Here is a 19,237-nt window from a genome sequence, read left to right as displayed (position 1 = left end):
TCACAGACCCAGCAACTGCAAGCCCAGTGCGAACACCGGGAGAGCCGCGAACACGCTGTCCAGCCGATCCAGCAAGCCACCGTGGCCGGGGAAGACGCTGCCCGAATCCTTCATGCCGGCATGGCGCTTCATCAGGCTCTCCAGCAGGTCGCCCACGATGGAGACGGCTACCGTAATGGCGGCCAGTACGCCGAGGCCGAGCAGCGCCGTGTCGCGCACGTCCAGCAGCCAGCCGCCGGCCAGAGCCACCAGCACGCCGGCGACCATCGCGCCGTACGCGCCGGCCCAGGTCTTGCCGGGACTGATCTGCGGCGCCAGCTTGCGCTTGCCGAAGGTGCGTCCGCTGAAGTACGCGCCGATGTCGGCTGCCCACACGATCACCAACGCCAGCAGCAGCCACCAGTGGCCATGCACCTCGCGGCCGTGCAGCGCGATCAGCGCGACCCACGCCGGGAAAATCACGAAGGCGCCGGCTGCGAGCTTCAGCGTGCGGTTTTCCGGTGTGGGCGCGGCACCGAAGGCGAAGTGCCGCAGCCAGAGGCAGGCCAGCAGCCACCAAGCCACGCCCAGCACCAGCAGCAGAGGCATCAGCGCGCCGGCGTGCCCCATCCACAGCAGTGCGAACAGCACTGCGGCGGACACGAGCAGGGCCATGCGTGAGGCGGGCTTCTGCACGTTGGCGAGGCGAGTCCACTCCTCCATTGCGCCGAGGAATACCGCTGCGCCCACCAGGGCGATCCATGGGGTGGAAAGCAGCAGGATGATGGCGATCGCCAGCGGCGCGAGCAGCAAGGCGGTGAGGACGCGCTGTTGCAACATGCTTACCCCTTGTCCATGGCGACCTGGTCGCCGGTGCGGCCGTAGCGGCGTTCGCGCCGGCCGTAGTCCTCGATCGCCCGGTGCAGGCTGGCCTGGTCGAAGTCTGGCCACAGGGTATCGGTGAAATGCAGTTCGGCATAGGCCGCCTGCCACAGCAGGAAGTTGCTGAGCCGGCAGTCGCCCCCGGTACGGATGAACAGGTCCAGCGGCGGCAGTTCGGCCAGGCACATGCGACGGCCCAGTTCGGCCTCGTCGACGGCCTCGGCGCGCAGCTCGCCGCGCGCCACCGCGCAAGCGGCATCGCGCGCGGCCTGCGCGATGTCCCAGCGGCCGCCGTAGTTCACTGCGATGTTGAGGTGCAGCTTGTGGTTGCCGGCGGTGCGTGCCATCGAGGCCTGCATGCGCTCGCGCAGTGGCTCGTCGAAGGCAGTCAGGTCGCCGGTGAAGCGCAGCCGCACGCCTTGGGCATGCAGTTCGTCGGTTTCCTTGTCCAGCGCCCGCACGAACAAGCCCATGAGCGCGCCGACCTCTTCTTCGGGGCGCTGCCAGTTCTCGCTGGAGAAGGCGAACAGGGTAAGCGCCTCCACGCCTTCGCGCAGGCAGCCCTCCACCACTTCGCGCACGGCCTTGCGGCCGGCATTGTGGCCGAAGCTGCGCGGGCGATGGCGCAGCTTCGCCCAGCGGCCGTTGCCATCCATCACGATGGCGATATGGCGCGGGATGGCGGGAGTCTTGGTCATCGGCGGGGCTTTTGTGTCCTTCTCCCCTTCTGGGGAGAGGGTGCCCCGGAGGGGCGGATGAGGGGCGGATGTCTGCCGCGCCGCGGCTCAAGGCGAATCGAGCCGAAAGGGTGCCGCAAGACTGTCTCCTCTGCCTTTGCCTTCTCCTCGGGGAAGAGAGGGGAACGCGTGGTGCCGTGCGGGTTCGTTTTCCGGGCGCGGCCGTTGCCCGGAATCGCGGGTTCCGCTGTGGCGTCCGTTACATGGACATCAACTCGTCTTCCTTCGTCTTCACCACGCCATCCACGTCCTTCACGAAGCGGTCGGTGAGCTTCTGGATCTCGTCGTCGGCGCGGCGCTCCTCGTCTTCGCTGATCTGCTTGTCCTTGAGCAGGTCCTTCACTTTCTGCATGGCATCGCGGCGCACGTTGCGGATCGCGATCTTCGCGTTCTCGCCCTCGTGCGACACATGCTTGGCCAGTTCGCGGCGGCGCTCCTCGGTGAGCGGCGGCAGGTTGAGGCGAATCACGGTACCGGCGGTGGTCGGCGTGATGCCGATGTCCGAGCCCAGGATGGCCTTCTCGACCGGGCCGACCAGGCTCTTGTCGAACGGCGTGATGACGATGGAGCGCGCATCAGCGAGTGCCACCGTGGCCACCTGGTTCAGGGGCATCTCGGAACCGTAGGCAGGCACCCGGATACCGTCCACCAGCGCGGTGCTGGCGCGGCCGGTGCGCAGGCGGGTGAGCTCGTGCCTGAGCGCGTCGATGCTCTTGCTCATGCGGGTCTGGGCATCGGTCTTGATGTCGTTGATCATGGGCGTTCCCCGGAAAATCTGGCTAGCCGCCGAGTATAGCAGCGCGGGTCGAAGGCTCAGTTGTGCACCAGGGTGCCCACCGCTTCTCCGTGCATGATTCGCATGAGGTTGCCAGGCACGGTCATGTCGTAGATGCGCAGGGGCATGCGATGGTCGCGGCACAGCGCGATGGCGGCGGTGTCCATCACCTGCAGATTGCGCTGGATCACCTCGTCGTAGGTGAGCTGGTCGTAACGGGTGGCGTCGGCGTGCTTGGCCGGGTCGGCGGTGTACACGCCGTCCACCTTGGTGGCCTTGAGCAGCAGGTCGGCGCCGATTTCCACCGCGCGCAGCGCGGCGGCCGAGTCGGTGGTGAAGAACGGGTTGCCGGTGCCGGCGGCGAACAGCGCGATGCGTCCCTTCTCGATGTGGCGGATCGCGCGGCGGCGGATGAAATCCTCGGCCACGTCGTGGATCTGGATCGCGCTCATCACGCGGGCGTAGCCGCCGCGCTTCTCGATGGCATCGGCCATCGCCAGCGCGTTCATCACCGTGGCCAGCATGCCCATGTGGTCGCCGGTGACGCGATCCATGCCGGCGGCAGCGAGGCCTGCGCCGCGGAAGATGTTGCCGCCGCCGATGACTACGCCAATGTTTACGCCGGCCCTGACCACCTCGATGATTTCATCGGCCAGCCGCCCGATCACCTTGGGGTCGATGCCGTAATCGGCCTCGCCCATCAGGGCTTCACCGGAGAGCTTGAGCAGAATGCGGCGGTACTTGGGCTGGTCGCTCATGGGGTCTCCGGATTGTAATGGCGCAAACCGACGCATTGTAACGATTGCGGCCGGACGCGGCGAGTTCATGCGCGCGGCGAGGGCGGCTCAAGATGGCGGGACTCGCCATTCTGCGCGCCCACCAAGGCGTTCCGGCACAGGTATGCGCCATAAAAAAAGCGGAGCCGCGAGGGCCCCGCCTTTGGGGTTGGCGCAAGACGAATCAGGCGAGGTTCTTCGCCGCGAATTCCCAGTTCACCAGGTTCCAGAACGACTCCACGTATTTCGGGCGGGCGTTGCGGTAGTCGATGTAGTAGGCGTGCTCCCACACGTCGATGGTGAACAGCGGCTTGTCGCTGCCGGTGATCGGCGTGGCGGCGTTGGAGGTGTTGACGATGCCCAGCGTGCCGTCCGGACGCTGCACCAGCCAGGTCCAGCCCGAGCCGAAGTTGCCGACGGCCGACTTGGTGAACTCCTCCTTGAACTTGTCCAGCGAGCCGAACGCCTTGTTGATCTCATCGGCCAGCTTGCCGCTGGGTGCATTGTTCTCCTGCGGCTTGCGCATGGAGTGCCAGTAGAAGGTGTGGTTCCAGATCTGCGCGGCGTTGTTGAACACGCCGCCGGAGGACTTCCGGATGATGTCTTCCAGCGCGGCGCCTTCGAACTCGGTGCCCTTGATCAGGTTGTTGAGGTTGGTCACGTAGGCCTGATGATGCTTGCCGTAGTGGAATTCCAGCGTTTCGGCCGAGATGTTCGGCTCCAGGGCGTTCTTTTCGTAGGGCAACGGGGGAAGTTCGATCGCCATGAGTGGCTCCTTGACGGTGGCTGGGAAGGGATCGCGGCGGCCGGTGGCCGCCTGGCCGACTGATACAATACCGGTCTGTCCGCATTGTAAAGATGAATACCCGACCTATGGACGTAAACGAGCGAATCAAGTCGCTGCTCGCTGCGCACCCCATCGTGCTCTTCATGAAGGGCACGCCGGAGTTTCCGATGTGCGGCTTCTCCAGCCGTGCCGCGCAGGCGTTGCAGCGGGCAGGTGCACCGTTCCATGCGGTGAACGTGCTGGCCGATCCCGAGATCCGCTCGGCGCTGCCGCATTACGCGAACTGGCCGACCTTCCCGCAGCTGTTCATCGAGGGCGAACTCATTGGCGGCTGTGACATCGTCGTCGACCTCGAGGCTTCCGGCGAGCTGGCGCGCATGGCCGGAGACGTGAGCGGGACTGTGCACGAATGACGTTGCCGACAGCGCGACTCCCCGCGGGCTGGATGCCCGCCAGCGACACGCTGGACGGCCGCGTGGTGCTGGTCACGGGTGCTTATGGCGGCCTCGGTGGCGCGGTGGCGCGCGCAGCCGCGCGTGCGGGCGCCACCGTCATCATCAGCGGCAAGCGCAAGCGCCAGCTGGAACAACTCTACGACGCCATGCTGGCCGACGGCCTCTCCGAGCCGGTGATCCATCCGCTGGACATGGAGACGGCCACGCCGCGCGAATACGCCGCGCTGGTCGACGGTCTGCGCCACGACTTCGGTCGCCTGGACGGCATCGCGCACTGTGCAGCCAGCTTCGCCGGACTCACGCCGATCTCCATGCACAAGCCCGACGGCTGGTTGCGTGCCATGCATGTCAACGTCAATGCGCCGTTCGCGCTCACCCAGGCCTGCCTGCCGTTGTTGCAGGAGGCTGCGGACAGCGCGGTGGTGTTCGTCCTGGACGATCCGCAACGGTTGGCGCGGGCGCACTGGGGCGCCTATGGCGCATCGAAGGCGGCGCTGGAACGCTTCGCGGAAATCCTGCACGAGGAAACCGACGAAAGCCCGTTGCGCGTGCATGCGTTGCTGCCTGCGCCGATGCGCACCATGCTGCGCAGGCAGGCGTATTTCGGTGAGGATGCCATGCAGCGCCCCCTGCCGGATGCCGCGGCTGCGGCGATGGTCTGGTTGCTCGGGGCGCATGGTCTGCCTGCACGTGGCCATGTGCTCGATCTGCGAGGAGAGGGGTGATGGAAACGCAGATGACCACCTTGTCGGCGGGAATCATGCTGTTCCTCATCATGGATCCGCTGGGCAACATCCCGATCTTCCTCAGCCTGCTCAAGGATGTACCGCCGAAGCGGCGGCGCCGCGTGCTGGTACGCGAGCTGCTGATCGCGCTGGGTGTGCTGCTGGGTTTCCTGATCGGTGGCCAGCACCTGCTCAGCCTGCTTCAACTCAAGCCCGATTCGATCAGCATCGCGGGCGGCATCGTGCTGTTCCTCATCGGCATCCGCATGGTGTTCCCGCCGGCGGATGGCGGCGGCATCTTCGGCAAGAGCGGCGGCGGCGAACCTTTCATCGTGCCTATGGCGATTCCCGGCGTTGCCGGCCCCTCCGCGATGGCGGCGTTGCTGCTGCTCACCAATACCCAGCCGGGACGTACCGCGGACTGGGCCATCGCGTTGATCGGCGCATGGCTGGCCACGGCCATGATCCTGTTCTTCTCCACCTACCTGTTCCGCTGGCTCGGCGAGAGCGTGCTGACTGCGTTGGAACGCGTGATGGGCATGCTGCTGATTGCCCTGTCGGTGCAGATGTTCATGGGCGGCGTGGCCGCGTTTCTGCATCTGGCGCTTTGACGAGTCGATCGCGACATACCGTGGCGAATGTCACGATGGAACTAATGTAAAATTGCTGTAAAATAAGCCGGAGACAATATCAAAGGCTTTGGACGGCGGGCGACGCAATTCAATAGAAGGGTGTCGCAAGAAAATTCGCATTACGAGCTGCTAGTGCTCGATCCGGAAGGGTCGAGTTTTTTTGTGCCCGAAATATTCGTTTTTTCTTTCGAAACGCGTTTGGTTACCGCCGCGACCCAGTCATTACTGGCTTGAACTTGCATTACGGGGATTACACATGAAGCGAGCTTATCTCTCTGCAGCGATTGCACTCTCTCTTGGCATGGCGTCGTCGATGGCGCTGGCGCAGACCACGACCGGCAACAGTCAGCCTGCGCAAGCCACGGCCCAGCAGGGCGGCGGTGGCCAGTCCAGCGTGTCGAGCACCTCCAAGGTGTCGGCGGTGGCCACCAAGCATGCGCGCGAGCTGCAGTCCGTCGAAGTGACGGCAACGGCCGTGAGCCTCGGCGGCGGCCTGATGTCCGAGCAGGACGCGCCCAAGGCGGTGTCCACCATCACGCGTGCGGCGATCCAGCAGGGAGCGCCCGGCGGCACCTTCGTGCAGGCGATCCAGAGCATCCCGGGCGTGTTCACGTCCACCGACGATTTCACCGGCCTGAACGACGGCAACTATTCCATCCGCGGTTTCACCAGCGACGAAGTGGGTACCACCGTCAACGGCGCGCCGATCAATGACAGCGGCAACTACCGCGTGTACGCCACCGAGTACGGCGACGCCGAGAACATGGGCGACATCACCGTGCAGCAGGGTTGGCCGGACGTCGACCAGCCGATCTCCGGCGCGGCCGGCGGCTCCATCGGCTGGGCGACCATCGATCCGTCGCACACGGGCGGCGTCGATCTCAGCCAGACCTTCGGCAGCAACAGCTACCACCGCACCTTCGTGCGCCTGAACACCGGCGACATGGGTCCGGTGCGCTCCTGGATTTCGTACTCGGACAACGACGCGGATATCTGGGACGGCCCCGGCCAGCAGAAGGTGACGAAGGTCGACGGCAAGGTGCTGTGGACCATCGACGACCGCAACTCGATCTCCTTCTCGATGCAGTACAACCGGGAAGTGAAGAACAGCTACATGCATCCGACCAAGGCGCAGGCGGCTACGGACTACGACTACAACTACTCCGACATCTGGACAGTCCCGGAGAACGTGAAGTCGACCAGCACCAGCTCTTGCGGTCCGAACGTCAACTACAACGTCTGCTATTACAAGCTGCACACCAATCCGTATATCAGCTGGATGGGCAGTGCCGACGGCGAGTTCACGCTGAATGACAGCCTGCACCTGTCCGTGGTGCCCTACTTCCAGTACGGCGACGGCGGCGGCAGCGGCGCCTCGGCCTTCAAGGAAAGCACCTCCGACAACAATGAGTACGGCTATGTCAATGCCGACCTCAACGGCGACGGCCTCATCAAGAACGGTACCAAGGGCCTGGTCTATTCGCTCAGCCAGAACATCACCTACCGTCCCGGCGTCATCGCCAAGTTGAGCCAGGATCTCGGCCTCAACGACACACTAGTCTACGGCGTGTGGTGGGAGCGTCCGCGCGAGCAGCAGAACGAAGTGTTTACGCCGATCGATACCAGCACCGGCACGCCGTCGGACATCTGGGCGCAGACCGACCTGATCCGTTATCCGGACGGCCGCGTGCAGGCGGCATACGACGAATACACCACCACCACTACCGAGAAGGCCTTCGCCACCAACACCTGGACGCCCAGCGACCAGTGGACGGTGACCGCCGGCATCTCCTACCTCTGGGCCCAGCGCAAGGGCTTCGACTACGAGTACCCGGGTTCGAACTATGGTCCGTACTACGACCAGCAGTTCGGCGGCCCGTTCGAGGCCACCTACCACAAGTGGTCGCCGACGGTGGGCACGAAGTTCCAGCTGAACGACGAGAACCAGCTCTACTTCGGCATGGGCCGGACGTTCCGTACGCCGGTCAACGGCGCACTGGCGCAGAACGGCGCGGCGGCCGACCTGAATGCCAATCACCCCGAGTCGGGCAGTTTCACCGCGGTCAACAAGCCCGAGACGGCGACCAGTGCCGATCTGGGCTGGCGTTTCTATGCTCCGCGCGTGTCGGTCAACATCGATGCCTATGCTGCCAACTTCCAGAACAAGCAGGTCAGCGGCTACGACGAGAACAGCGGCCAGACCGTGTACACCAGCCTGCCCAGCGTCCACATGCGTGGCATGAACAGCGAAGCCAGCGTCAAGCTGACCGATCAGTTCACCCTGTACGGTTCGTACACCTACACCGTGGCGCGTCAGCAGGACAACGTGAATTCCGGCAGCGACGGCATCTACTTCACCCAGGGCAAGACCCTGATCAACACGCCGCGCAATGCGGCCTACGCAAGCCTCGACTACAAGCAGGGGCCGCTGTGGGCTAGCCTGAACGCGAAGTACAGCGGCGCGATCTGGGGCGACTGGTCGAACACGGAAAAGGTGGGCGGCTACACCACCTTCAATCTGAGCGCGGGCTACCACCTGCCGGATTTCTCGACCGACTTCACCCAGCCCTACGTCAAGTTCAACGTGTTCAACATAGCCGACCACCAGGCGCTTACCTGGTCCTACGCCAACCCGTTCCTGGCGTCTTCGGGCCAGAGCACCAACCCCTCGGCTTACGCGACGCCGGCGACCTACTCGATCCTGCAGAGCCGTACCTACATGATCACCTTCGGCGTTTCGATCCACTGACCTTGCGTTCCATCACCTGCGGCTGACACAGCGTGGGGAGCGAAGCCGGCACCTTCGGGTGCCGGCTTTTTTGTTGCCGGAATCACCCCCGGAAGCGGCAACGAAGCAGCGATCAGGCAAATTGTTACGATAATGTAATATCTTGCGCGTAACTTTTTGCGTAGCAGCCTCGGCCGGAGCCTCCGCCCATGGCCGCTGCATTCCCAGGGGCAGCAGAGGAGCCAGTACCGCGCCCGGCATGCCGGGGCGACGGATGGTCCGGTCTGCTGCCTTCACTTCGTTGCTTGTTGCGAACCGCCATGAGGGTCGACGTCTCTATGAAACACACCAATCGCGCCAAACTGCTGCCGATGGCCATCGCCGCACTGTTGGCTTCCTCGCCGATCCTGGCGCAGGACACCTCGTCCTCGATCAGCGGCCGGGTGCTCGACGGCAGCGGCCAGCCGGTTGTCGGCGCCACCGTGCAGATCGTGCACGAGCCGTCAGGCACCACCAAGGTCGCCACTACCGATGCCAATGGCCGCTATTCGGCGCAGGGCCTGCGCGTGGGAGGCCCGTTCGATGTCACCGTGTCCAAAGGCGGCATGCCCCAGGCCGAACAGAAGAACGTCTACCTGCAGCTGGCGCAGGACACTGCGGTCAACCTGGCCATGGGTGCCGAGCAGGTCAAGGAGGCGAAGAATCTCGGCGGCGTCACCGTGTCGGCCAACGCGCTGGCACAGACCTTCACGCCCGACAACAAGGGCATGTCCACCAATGTCTCGCAGCGCGAGCTGCAGGCTGCGCCGTCGCCCGGCCGCTCGATTGCCGACATCGCCCGCCTCGATCCGCGCGTGAGCATTTCCGATCGCGGTGAAGGCGCCATCTCCACGATGGGCATGAACAACCGCTACAACTCGATCACCGTGGACGGCGCCGGCGTGGGCGATCCGTTCGGCCTGAATTCCAACGGCATGCCCTACATCGGTTCGCCGATCTCGGCCGACACCATCGAGGAATACAACATCTCCACGGCGAACTTCGACGTGGCTTCCGACACCGTGGGCGCCAACATCAACGCGGTCACCAAGAGCGGCACCAACGATTTCCACGGTTCGGTGTATTACGCCTACCGCAATGCCGACAAGCTGGTCGGCACGGCTGGCTGGCTGAACAAGGACCAGCCGGGTTACGACTACGCCGGCTACAAGCGCGACTGGACCGCGGGCGCCACGCTGGGCGGACCGATCGTCAAGGACAAGCTGTTCTTCTTCGTCAACTACGAGAAAGAGAAGACCATCGGCCTCGGCGCCGATTCGGCCAACGGTCTCGATTCCACTCTCGGCAACGGCTCGTCCACCTCCAACAAGGTGTCGCCGGGCGACCTTCAGCGCATCATCAACGCCGCCAACGCACTGGGGCTGAAACCGGGCAATTTCAGCGGCGGCAACGTAGATCTGCTCGACGAGCGCTACCTGGCCAAGCTGGACTGGAACATCACCAACAACCACCGCGCCAGCTTCAGCTACCAGCGCACCAAGGAAGTCCAGCCGATCGTGCAGGGCAACTCCAGCAACTCGATCGGTCTGACCAGTTACTGGTACACCAAGAACAGCGACACCAAGAATGCGGTGCTGCAGTTCTTCGACGACTGGAACGAGGACTTTTCCACTGAAACCAAGCTCGGCTACCGCCAGTTCTCGCAGGTGCGCAGCGTCGCCGAGCAGCAGCCGCAGGTATTCGTCGATGTGGGCGTCAGCACGAATCCGAAGACCGGCAAGCAGACCGGCTCGACGCCCTACGTCGACCTGGGCGAGGACCAGTACAGCCACTACAACGTACTGAACATCAAGACCTGGAGCCTGTTCGAGGCGGCCACCTGGTATCTGGGCGACCACACCCTCAAGGGCGGCGTCGACTTCCAGCAGAACAAGATCTACAACCTGTTCGGCCGTACCGAGTTCGGCGCCTACACCTTCTACGGCATCGACAATTTCGAGAAGGGCATCTACGGCTCGTACAACATCTACCAGCCGTCGACGGGCTATACGCTCAACGATGTGGCGGCGCAGTGGACGTTGCGCCAGACCAGCCTGTTCCTGCAGGACACCTGGCAGGTGAACAACAACCTGTCGCTGCAGTACGGCATCCGCGTCGACCAGGCCAACACCGGCGACCGTCCGGTCTACAACCCCGCGGTCACCAAGACCTTCGGCATCGATGCGAACGGCCAGGTCGTGGTGAACTATCCGTCGGGCAGCAACATCACCCCGTTGCGCAACAACAACACCATCGACGGTCTGCGTATCGTCGAGCCGCGCGTGTCGTTCAACTATGCCTTCGACACCCAGCTGATGACGCAGCTGCGCGGCGGTTTCGGACTGTTCCAGTCCAATCCGCCGACGGTGTGGATGACGAACCCGTTCCAGAACAACGGCATTACCACCACCGTGTATCAGGTTTACAACGACTACGGTGTTCAGCCGGGGCAGGGCAACAGCCTGCCGGTGTTCAGTCCGAATCCATACGGCCAGAACCTGCCGCCGCCGGCGAGCAGCTCGATGAACGTGGATACCATCGACCGGAACTTCAAGCTGCCCTCCGTGTGGAAGTACAGCCTGGCGCTCGACCGCGAACTGCCGTGGTGGGGCACGGTGTTTTCGGCCGAGTACCAGTACGTCAAGGTGCGCAACGGCATCTGGTACCAGATGCTCAACCTCGGCTCGCCCACGGGCACGATGCCCGACGGCCGCGCACAGTACTGGAAGACGCCGGGCGAAGCCGGCGCCAGTGCCGATGCCCGTGCCAACGCGAGCAAGAGCTTTACCTACAACTCCACCTACCTCACCAACACCCACAAAGGCCATGCCGACGCATTGACCCTGTCGTTGAAGAAGCCGTTCTCCGACAGCTGGTTCGGCAGCCTGGGCGTGACCTTCGGCGACTCCACCGAGGTCAATCCGGGTACCTCCAGCCAGGCCAGCTCGAACCTGTCGAACAGCGCCTGGGTGAACCCGAACGACGAGACAGTGGCGCGTTCCAACCGCGCGGTGCGCCAGCGCGTCAATGCATCGGTCACCTGGCAGCACCGGTTCTTTGGCGATTACGTCACCAGCATCGGCGCGTTCTACGACGGCCATACCGGCCAGCCGTACAGTTGGACCTTCGGCAACGACGCCAACGGCGACGGCTTCGGCCAGGGCACCGACCTGGTCTATATCCCGCGCAACGGCGAAGTGACCCTGCTGCAGCCGAACGGCAAGCCGGCCACGGCCGCGCAGATCCAGCAGTTCTACAGCTACATCCAGAGCGACTCGTATCTGAGCAGGCACCAGGGCCAGATCGCCAAGCGCAACGCCGCCAGCGCCGCCTGGGTCAACGACCTCGACCTGAGCGTGCGCCAGGAAATCCCTGGCCTCTTCAAGGGCAACAAGGGCGAGGTCCGCCTGGACGTCTACAACGTGCTGAACCTGGTCGACAAGCGCTGGGGCCAGGAGCACGACCTGGGTTTCTACCAGACGCGCAACCTCGCCGACTATGCCGGCGTAGGCGCCGACGGCAAGTACATCTACAAGCTCTACACCGACAAGTACGGCAACTACCAGCCGGAGCAGTACACGGTGTACGACGCCGGTACCTATACCAAGACCAATGTGGTCTCGCGCTGGTCGGCGATGTTGACGGTCCGCTACACGTTCTGAGTACGCTGCCGGATGTCACGGGAAGCCGGTGCCCACGGAGGCGCCGGCTTTTTCATGTCACACATTCTTGCCAGCATGTCATTCCGCGGACGTGCCATGGGCGCACGGCGGCAGTCCTGTCGCGCGTCGTGGCGTGTTCTGTGAATGCCCCCGTGCAAGTACGAGGGCAGCCAGGCATTTTGGCTTGACTGTGCCGCAGCCCAGGCAGGAAGCTTCACGGTCGCCGCATCTACGCGGGCGTGTGCCCGCGGGACAGTGGTTGGAGATATCGATGAACGATGCAGGTACCGGCGTTGCCGGTCGCAAAGCCGCGGTGAGCGCACGCATTTCGCCCGCCGGCGGCCTGGACATTCTTTCCCGTCACGAAGTGGCGCGTCTGCGCGGGGCGAGCGATTCGGGCCTGCACGGCCTGCTGCGCCGTTGCGCCCTGGCGGTGTTGACTTCGGGCACCATCAGCGACGACCCGCGGGCCATCCTTGAGCAATATCCGGATTTCGACATCCAGGTGCAGCAGCAGGATCGCGGCATCAAGATCGAGCTGACCAACGCTCCGGCGCAGGCCTTCGTGGACGGCCAGATCATCCGTGGCATCAACGAATTGCTGGTAGCCGTGGTGCGCGACATCGTTTACGTGTCCACGCAGCTGAAACAGATCGGCAGCGACGATCTCGAGCCCTCCGATGCATTGACCCAGGCCGTGTTCGAGATCCTGCGCAACGCACGCATCCTCAAGCCGCACATCGACCCGAACCTGGTGGTGTGCTGGGGTGGCCACTCGATCTCGCGCGATGAGTATGAGTACACCAAGGCGGTGGGCTACCAGCTCGGCCTGCGCGGCATGGACATCTGCACCGGCTGCGGCCCGGGCGCGATGAAGGGGCCGATGAAAGGCGCCACGATTGCCCACGCCAAGCAGCGGCGTCGCAACAACCGCTATATCGGGGTCACCGAGCCGGGCATCATCGCGGCCGAGTCGCCGAATCCCATCGTCAACCAGCTGGTCATCATGCCGGACATCGAGAAGCGCCTCGAGGCCTTCGTCCGCATGGGACACGGCATCATCGTGTTCCCCGGCGGCGTGGGCACGGCGGAGGAGATCCTCTACCTGCTTGGCATCCTGCTGCACCCGGAAAACGCCGGTATTCCGTTCCCGTTGATCCTTACCGGGCCGAAGCAGTCGGCTGCGTATTTCGAGCAGATCGACAAATTCCTGCGCCTCGCACTGGGCGATGCGGTGGCGGCGCATTACCAGATCATCGTGGACGATCCGGCTGCGGTGGCAAAGGCGATGGCCAAGGGCATCGAGAAGGTGCGCAACAATCGTCTCGACACCAAGGACGCGTTCTTCTTCAACTGGGCCTTGCGCGTCCCCCTGGAGTTCCAAAGCCCGTTCGCGCCCACGCACGAAGCGATGCGCGGCCTGCAGCTGCATCATGGCCGTCCGTTGCACGAATTGGCGGCCGACCTGCGCCGTGCGTTCTCCGGCATCGTGGCTGGCAACGTGAAAGAGGAAGGCGTGCAGGCGATCGAGAAGAACGGTCCGTTCGACATCGACGGCGACCGCGACATCATGCAGGCACTGGACAAGCTGCTGCAGGCCTTCGTGGCGCAGCATCGCATGAAGCTGCCCGGCGGCACGGCCTATGTGCCGTGCTATCGCGTGATCACGAGCTGACGAGGTCGTCGAGAGCCGCATGCAAAAAGGCCGGCATTGCTGCCGGCCTTTTCGTGCCAGTTTGCAGATGCGCCCTGACAGCTTGCGCATCACGATTTACGCGTCGAATTACGCGCAATCCAAAAGAAAAGGGCCTGCATTTCTGCAAGCCCTCGATGTATCTGGCGCCCGAAGCTGGACTCGAACCAGCGACCCCCTGATTAACAGTCAAGTGCTCTAACCAGCTGAGCTATTCGGGCGGGAGCTGCGTAGTTTGTCGATCGGGCGGGGAGCTGTCAAGCGGCTCTCTTGCTCAACAAACCGCAATCATTGTGCCGCGGCGCAACTGGCGGCTTCCGCCGTGCTGGCCGGCGCGCCGCGGATGCGGCCGATGTTGGAGACCACCACCACCAGGGCCTGATCCGGGTCGTTCCGGCTGCAGAAGCGCAGCGTGTTGGTCGTGCCGCTGGCGCTGCCATCGCTGCGGAAGCGCACGAATTGGCGGCCGTTGTCGCCCAGGACGGTGATGCCGGTGTAGCCGGCCCTGGTGCGCAGGGGTGCGGCATCTGGCTGGCCGTCGCGATCCTGGTCGTGGCCGACCAGCCAGCCGGACTCCCAGCGTGTCTCGCCACTGCAGCGCATGCCGTCGCGGCTGGGGCAAAACAAGGCGGTCTTGCCGGTGGTGACGGCGATGCCGCGTGCGTGTTGCAAGGCGGCGATGAAATCCATCTGCGCGACTTGCATCCGGTTATGCCGAACGAAACGTGCCAGCGAAGGCGCGGCGATGGCCGTGAGCACACCGAGAATCGCCACGACCATGATCTGTTCGATCAGGGTGGCGCCACGCGGCCTGTCGCGTGAACAGCAAGCCTTTCGCATCGCCATGATGCGCTCCTGCACGGGCGGAGGTGTCATGCTAGGAAGGCATGGTCACGCGGCCAGCCGTCCGGCAGGGGAGCATGGCGTCGGACTCTGCTGACAGGGTATGTCAGCAGCCTCGATTTAATATGCAAGTCTCCGCCCGCATGTCGTTGGCCATGAACGATAGATTCGAACTTGTCGCGCCCTACCAGCCTGCCGGCGACCAGCCCGAGGCGATCCGCCGCCTGAGCGAGGGCTTCGAGGCCGGTCTGGCCGCGCAAACCCTGCTGGGCGTCACCGGCTCGGGCAAGACCTACACCATCGCCAACGTGATCCAGCAGGTGCAGCGGCCCACCATTGTGATGGCGCCGAACAAGACGCTGGCGGCGCAGCTGTACGGCGAATTCAAGGAGTTCTTCCCGCACAACGCGGTGGAGTACTTCGTGAGCTACTACGACTATTACCAGCCGGAGGCCTACGTGGTGGCGTCCGACACCTTCATCGAGAAGGATGCTTCGATCAACGACCACATCGAGCAGATGCGGCTGGCCGCCACCAAAGCGCTGCTTTCGCGGCGCGACGCGATCATCGTGGCCACGGTCTCGGCGATCTACGGCCTGGGTAATCCGGAGGATTACCTGTCGTTGCGGCTGATCCTGGCGAAGGGCGAGCGCATCGATCAGCGCCAGCTGATCCGCCAGCTCACCGAACTGCAGTACACCCGCAACGAGATGGAGCTGCGCCGCGGCACCTACCGCGTGCGTGGCGAGATCATCGATGTGTTTCCTGCCGAATCGGAAACCGAAGCGCTGCGCATCGAGCTGTTCGATGGCGAGGTGGAAGGCCTGGCGCTGTTCGATCCACTGACGGGCGAAACCGTCCGCAAGGTGCCGCGCTACACGGTGTATCCGCGCACGCATTACGCGTCGACGCGCGAGAGCGTGCTCAACGCCATCGACACCGTCAAGGACGAACTGAAAGAGCGGTTGGAGGTGCTGTACCGCGACAACAAGTTGGTCGAGGCGCAGCGACTGGACCAGCGCACCCGCTACGACGTGGAGATGATGGCCGAGGTGGGTTATTGCCAGGGCATCGAGAACTACTCGCGCCATCTATCCCGGCGTGCGCCCGGCGAGCCGCCGCCCACGTTGTTCGACTACCTGCCGGCCGACGGCCTGCTGGTGGTGGACGAGTCGCACGTCACCGTGCCGCAGGTCGGCGCGATGTACAAAGGCGACCGCTCGCGCAAGGAGACGCTGGTGGAATTCGGCTTCCGCCTGCCATCCGCGCTGGACAACCGGCCCTTGCGCTTCGAGGAGTGGGAGGCGCGGGTGCCACGTGCGATCTACGTTTCCGCCACGCCGCGCGAGTACGAGCTGCAGAAGTCCGGCGACGCCATCGTCGAATTGGTGGTGCGCCCCACCGGCCTGGTCGATCCCGAAGTGGAGGTGCGCCCAGTGCGTACCCAGGTGGACGACCTGCTGGGCGAGGCCAACAAGCGCATCGCGATGGGCGATCGGGTGCTGGTCACCACGCTGACCAAGCGCATGGCCGAGAACCTGACCGAATATCTCTCCGAGCACGGCGTGAAGGTGCGCTACCTGCATTCGGACATCGAGACGGTGGAGCGCAGCGAGATCATCCGCGACCTGCGCCTGGGCGAGTTCGACGTGCTGGTGGGCATCAACCTGCTGCGCGAGGGCCTGGACATGCCCGAGGTGTCGCTGGTGGCGGTACTCGACGCCGACAAGGAAGGCTTCCTGCGCTCCACCGGCTCGCTGATCCAGACCATCGGCCGCGCTGCCCGCAACGTGCGCGGCAAGGCCATCCTCTACGCCGACGAAGTGACTCGCTCGATGCAGGCGGCAATGGACGAAACGGCCCGCCGCCGCGAGAAGCAAGTTGCCTACAACGAGGCGCACGGCATCACGCCCAGGACGGTGGAACGACGTATCGCCGACATCATGGAGGGCGCCCGCAGCGAGTCGCCGCGCGGTCGCGGCGGCAAGGGCAGGGCGCGTGCCGTGGCCGAATCGCCGGCGAGTTATGAAGCCATGGATCCGGCTAAGGCCGCCGTCGCCATCAAGAAGCTGGAGGCACAGATGTACAAGCACGCCCAGAACCTGGAGTTCGAGGCGGCGGCCCATCTGCGCGACCAGATCCATCAGTTGCGCGAGCAGGCCTTGCGTTGAGAGCCTGTTCAATATCTCCGCATAGCCCACGTTGCCTTGCCGTGGCCGTCAGGTGTTAGTGCATGGCGCAGGCTGGCGGGTCTAGCCGCGCGCTGTCGCATGGCGGTCACGGCAGGCAAACCGAAGGGTCGAGGCTGGTTGCCCACATGCCGGCGTCGTCACCCGGTCGTGGACGGACGTCCACTCCTCGCTCCTCAGGGCAGTGCCCATCCATGGATTCTTCCCGCGTGCCTTCACTTTTCCCCGGTCTGCGCGCAAACAGCTCCCGGCGCGGGAACGTGGAGATGTTGAACAGGCTCTAAGCTTGTCGCGGGGCAGGGAGTCGCCTATACTGCGCGGCTCGCGCGGCTTGCAGCCGTGCGAATCGGGCGGTTAGCTCAGCGGTAGAGCACTACCTTGACATGGTAGGGGTCACAAGTTCGATCCTTGTACCGCCCACCAATTTGAATCCGGCAACGGCGCGGCCTTCGGGCACGCGCCGTTGTTGTTTCCGACGCCCGGCTGGTGCCGGATTGATCCTGCGAGGCCGGGGAACCTCGGTCGGTCAGTGGTCGAAGCCGTCGTCGCCCCGCACGATCGCAACGCCGTTGGCGGTGCCGCTGTCGATGGTGACGACGCTCTTCAGGTCGAAATTGCCATCGCCGTCCACGTTGAAGATGGAGACGTGCGAGGCCGACCCGGTGCCGTCGATGACCGCGGCGAGGCCGTCGCGGTAAGTGATGTCGGTCGGTGCGCCATTGAACGAGGCCACCACCGCTGCGTCCTGGACGATCTTGCGGCCGTACACGAGGTAGCGGGATACGGAGTGGCTGGGCGAATTGGCGGAGAACAGGAAGGAGCCGTCGAGGGTGACCCAGCAAGGAGCCATCTGGGTGCCGGAGCCGGTGACCGTCAGCACCGCATCGTTGCGCACGAGGCTGATCTCGTTCGCGTGCGCGATGGTGACGTAGGCATCGTTGCCGCGGGTGGCGAGCCCGAACGGTGCGTTGACGTTGGCGGGAATGTTCGCCACCAGCCTGGTCGTGCCTGACACGCTGCCCTGGTCTGTCAGGTCGACCGTTTCAATGGCATTGCTCTTCTCGCTGATGACCAGTTGGCCGCCGATGACGCCTACCTGGGCCGCGGAGCCATCGGCAACGGCCAGCCGCGCCTTGCCGTCGGCGATGGAATTCACGCCATGGCGGTCGATCGGGTGCGATTCGATATAGGTGGCGGTCAGGATGTAGAGATGGCCGTGGCCGAAGGCGACGCTGACCGGGTTGTTGAGGGCGGGGACGAGCTTCTCCAGTTGCAGCGGAATGCCTGTCCAGCCTTTCTGGAAGACCGAAACATTGCCCGATCCGAAATTGACCACGGCAAGGCGATCGTGACTCTGTGCGATGCCGCCGGCATTGCCTGTGACTCCACCGGATCCTCCGGTCGGGGATTGCTCGACCAGTGCACCGCGGGTGTCATAGACCAGCAATTCATTGTTGGCTGTGTTCGACGACGTAACCACCAGGTCGCCATCGTTCCAATGTGCGGCAGCCTGCGCATTGACGGTTCCCGCAACCATCAATCCAAGCAGCGCCGATCCAAAGACCGTCTTTTTCATGATCGTTCCTCGATATGGGCATTAGGTATGCGGCAACAGGCGTTGCCGCGACAAGTCGCTAATCAGCGACCGCGCGCGTCGGTCACCAGTTATTCGAACGATTGGCCTGGTTGGTTACACCTCGGGCCTGCTGTGTGTGGCGAGCGCAGTCCATGGTGTGCATTTCGAGCGAGAGGCAACGCATGTAGGCACAGGGTGCTTGGTCTGGGACGCAGCATGAATTCGACCCTGGCGTCGCCCACCGGATACCATGCAACGGCGCGGATTCCGCTTCGCGCCGTTTCTTTTTGCCGGAGCGATGCGATGGTCTACCTGTGGGTCAAGAGCTTCCACGTGCTGTTCGTGATCGCGTGGATGGCCACGGTGTTCTACCTGCCGCGCATTCTGGTAAACCTGGCCGAGGCCGGCGACGAACCCGCAGTGAAGGCGCGGCTGCTGTTGATGGGGCGGCGGCTGTACAGGTTCGGCCACAACATGTTCGGCATCGCCTTCCTGTTCGGCCTGACCCTGTGGCAAGGCTGGCGGCTGTTGCCGTCGAAGCTGCCGGACGTGACCGCGGGCCTGCACTGGATCGACGCCAAGCTCACCCTGGTAGTCGTGTTGCTGGCCTATTTCGTGTGGACGGGGCGCATGCTCAAGCGTTGCGAGAAGGGCGCTGCGCTGCCGCCTGCGAAGACGCTCCGCTTGCTCAACGAGCTGCCGGTGCTGCTGCTGCTGGGCGTGATCTTCCTGGTGCTGGCCAAGCCTTTCTAGCCCCGA

At 64.2% G+C, this 19,237-nt stretch carries 15 protein-coding genes and 2 tRNA genes; 9 read left to right on the top strand and 8 right to left on the bottom strand.

The window, feature by feature from the left end:
* From ISP25_RS08605 to ISP25_RS08585, 5 genes are all read right to left on the bottom strand, one after another.
* Window positions 1–819 carry a phosphatidate cytidylyltransferase gene (locus tag ISP25_RS08605; protein WP_404613203.1) on the bottom strand — a complete coding sequence of 273 codons (819 nt, stop codon included), beginning with the start codon at window positions 817–819 and terminating at the stop codon, window positions 1–3.
* 2 nt (window positions 820–821) lie between these two features.
* Window positions 822–1,559: a polyprenyl diphosphate synthase gene (gene uppS / locus ISP25_RS08600; RefSeq protein WP_192154325.1), complete on the bottom strand. Its 738-nt coding sequence runs from the start codon at window positions 1,557–1,559 to the stop codon at window positions 822–824.
* 238 nt (window positions 1,560–1,797) lie between these two features.
* Window positions 1,798–2,355 carry a ribosome recycling factor gene (gene frr / locus ISP25_RS08595; protein WP_404613201.1) on the bottom strand — a complete coding sequence of 186 codons (558 nt, stop codon included), beginning with the start codon at window positions 2,353–2,355 and terminating at the stop codon, window positions 1,798–1,800.
* A 56-nt stretch (window positions 2,356–2,411) separates the two neighbouring features.
* On the bottom strand, window positions 2,412–3,131 hold the full coding sequence (gene pyrH / locus ISP25_RS08590) for a UMP kinase (RefSeq protein ID WP_404613199.1): 720 nt from the start codon (window positions 3,129–3,131) through the stop codon (window positions 2,412–2,414).
* A 202-nt stretch (window positions 3,132–3,333) separates the two neighbouring features.
* Entirely contained in the window at window positions 3,334–3,915 is a 582-nt protein-coding gene (locus ISP25_RS08585; RefSeq protein ID WP_192154330.1) for a superoxide dismutase, read from the bottom strand.
* A gap of 107 nt (window positions 3,916–4,022) precedes the next feature.
* Here ISP25_RS08585 and grxD point away from each other — a divergent pair, with 107 nt between their 5' ends.
* The 6 genes from grxD (at window position 4,023) to ppnN (ending at window position 13,852) form a co-directional block, all read left to right on the top strand.
* Complete coding sequence (gene grxD, locus ISP25_RS08580) at window positions 4,023–4,349, top strand: Grx4 family monothiol glutaredoxin (RefSeq protein ID WP_404616289.1); 327 nt, start codon at window positions 4,023–4,025, stop codon at window positions 4,347–4,349.
* Entirely contained in the window at window positions 4,346–5,116 is a 771-nt protein-coding gene (locus ISP25_RS08575; protein ID WP_404613197.1) for an SDR family NAD(P)-dependent oxidoreductase, read from the top strand. The genes grxD and ISP25_RS08575 overlap by 4 nt, the downstream gene beginning before the upstream one ends.
* Window positions 5,117–5,127: 11 nt before the next feature.
* Complete coding sequence (locus tag ISP25_RS08570; RefSeq protein WP_192155383.1) at window positions 5,128–5,727, top strand: MarC family protein; 600 nt, start codon at window positions 5,128–5,130, stop codon at window positions 5,725–5,727.
* A 277-nt stretch (window positions 5,728–6,004) separates the two neighbouring features.
* Window positions 6,005–8,497 (top strand): TonB-dependent receptor, encoded by a 2,493-nt coding sequence (locus ISP25_RS08565; RefSeq protein WP_404613195.1) that lies wholly within the window; start codon window positions 6,005–6,007, stop codon window positions 8,495–8,497.
* Window positions 8,498–8,814: 317 nt separating this feature from the next.
* The gene (locus ISP25_RS08560; RefSeq protein WP_404613193.1) at window positions 8,815–12,177 is read left to right on the top strand and encodes a TonB-dependent receptor; all 3,363 of its coding nucleotides are present in this window, start codon (window positions 8,815–8,817) and stop codon (window positions 12,175–12,177) included.
* A 271-nt stretch (window positions 12,178–12,448) separates the two neighbouring features.
* Entirely contained in the window at window positions 12,449–13,852 is a 1,404-nt protein-coding gene (ppnN, locus tag ISP25_RS08555; RefSeq protein ID WP_192154335.1) for a nucleotide 5'-monophosphate nucleosidase PpnN, read from the top strand.
* Between the two features lie 162 nt (window positions 13,853–14,014).
* On the opposite strand, the gene ISP25_RS08550 is transcribed toward ppnN, so the two are convergent.
* Window positions 14,015–14,091: transfer RNA gene (locus ISP25_RS08550), tRNA-Asn, on the bottom strand.
* A gap of 67 nt (window positions 14,092–14,158) precedes the next feature.
* The gene (locus ISP25_RS08545) at window positions 14,159–14,716 is read right to left on the bottom strand and encodes a GspH/FimT family pseudopilin (protein ID WP_404613190.1); all 558 of its coding nucleotides are present in this window, start codon (window positions 14,714–14,716) and stop codon (window positions 14,159–14,161) included.
* 152 nt (window positions 14,717–14,868) lie between these two features.
* Here ISP25_RS08545 and uvrB point away from each other — a divergent pair, with 152 nt between their 5' ends.
* Window positions 14,869–16,884 (top strand): excinuclease ABC subunit UvrB, encoded by a 2,016-nt coding sequence (uvrB, locus tag ISP25_RS08540; protein ID WP_192154337.1) that lies wholly within the window; start codon window positions 14,869–14,871, stop codon window positions 16,882–16,884.
* Between the two features lie 366 nt (window positions 16,885–17,250).
* Window positions 17,251–17,325: transfer RNA gene (locus ISP25_RS08535), tRNA-Val, on the top strand.
* 103 nt (window positions 17,326–17,428) lie between these two features.
* Here the strand turns inward: ISP25_RS08535 and ISP25_RS08530 are convergent.
* The gene (locus ISP25_RS08530; RefSeq protein WP_404613188.1) at window positions 17,429–18,478 is read right to left on the bottom strand and encodes a hypothetical protein; all 1,050 of its coding nucleotides are present in this window, start codon (window positions 18,476–18,478) and stop codon (window positions 17,429–17,431) included.
* Between the two features lie 303 nt (window positions 18,479–18,781).
* Between ISP25_RS08530 and ISP25_RS08525 the strand changes: the two genes are divergently transcribed.
* On the top strand, window positions 18,782–19,231 hold the full coding sequence (locus tag ISP25_RS08525; RefSeq protein WP_404613186.1) for a CopD family protein: 450 nt from the start codon (window positions 18,782–18,784) through the stop codon (window positions 19,229–19,231).
* Window positions 19,232–19,237: the final 6 nt, after the last annotated feature.

It is taken from the genome of Rhodanobacter hydrolyticus, assembly GCF_044904645.1.
The sequence above is the reverse complement of the archived record's forward strand: the minus strand, read 5'-3'. Positions and strand labels throughout refer to the sequence as shown.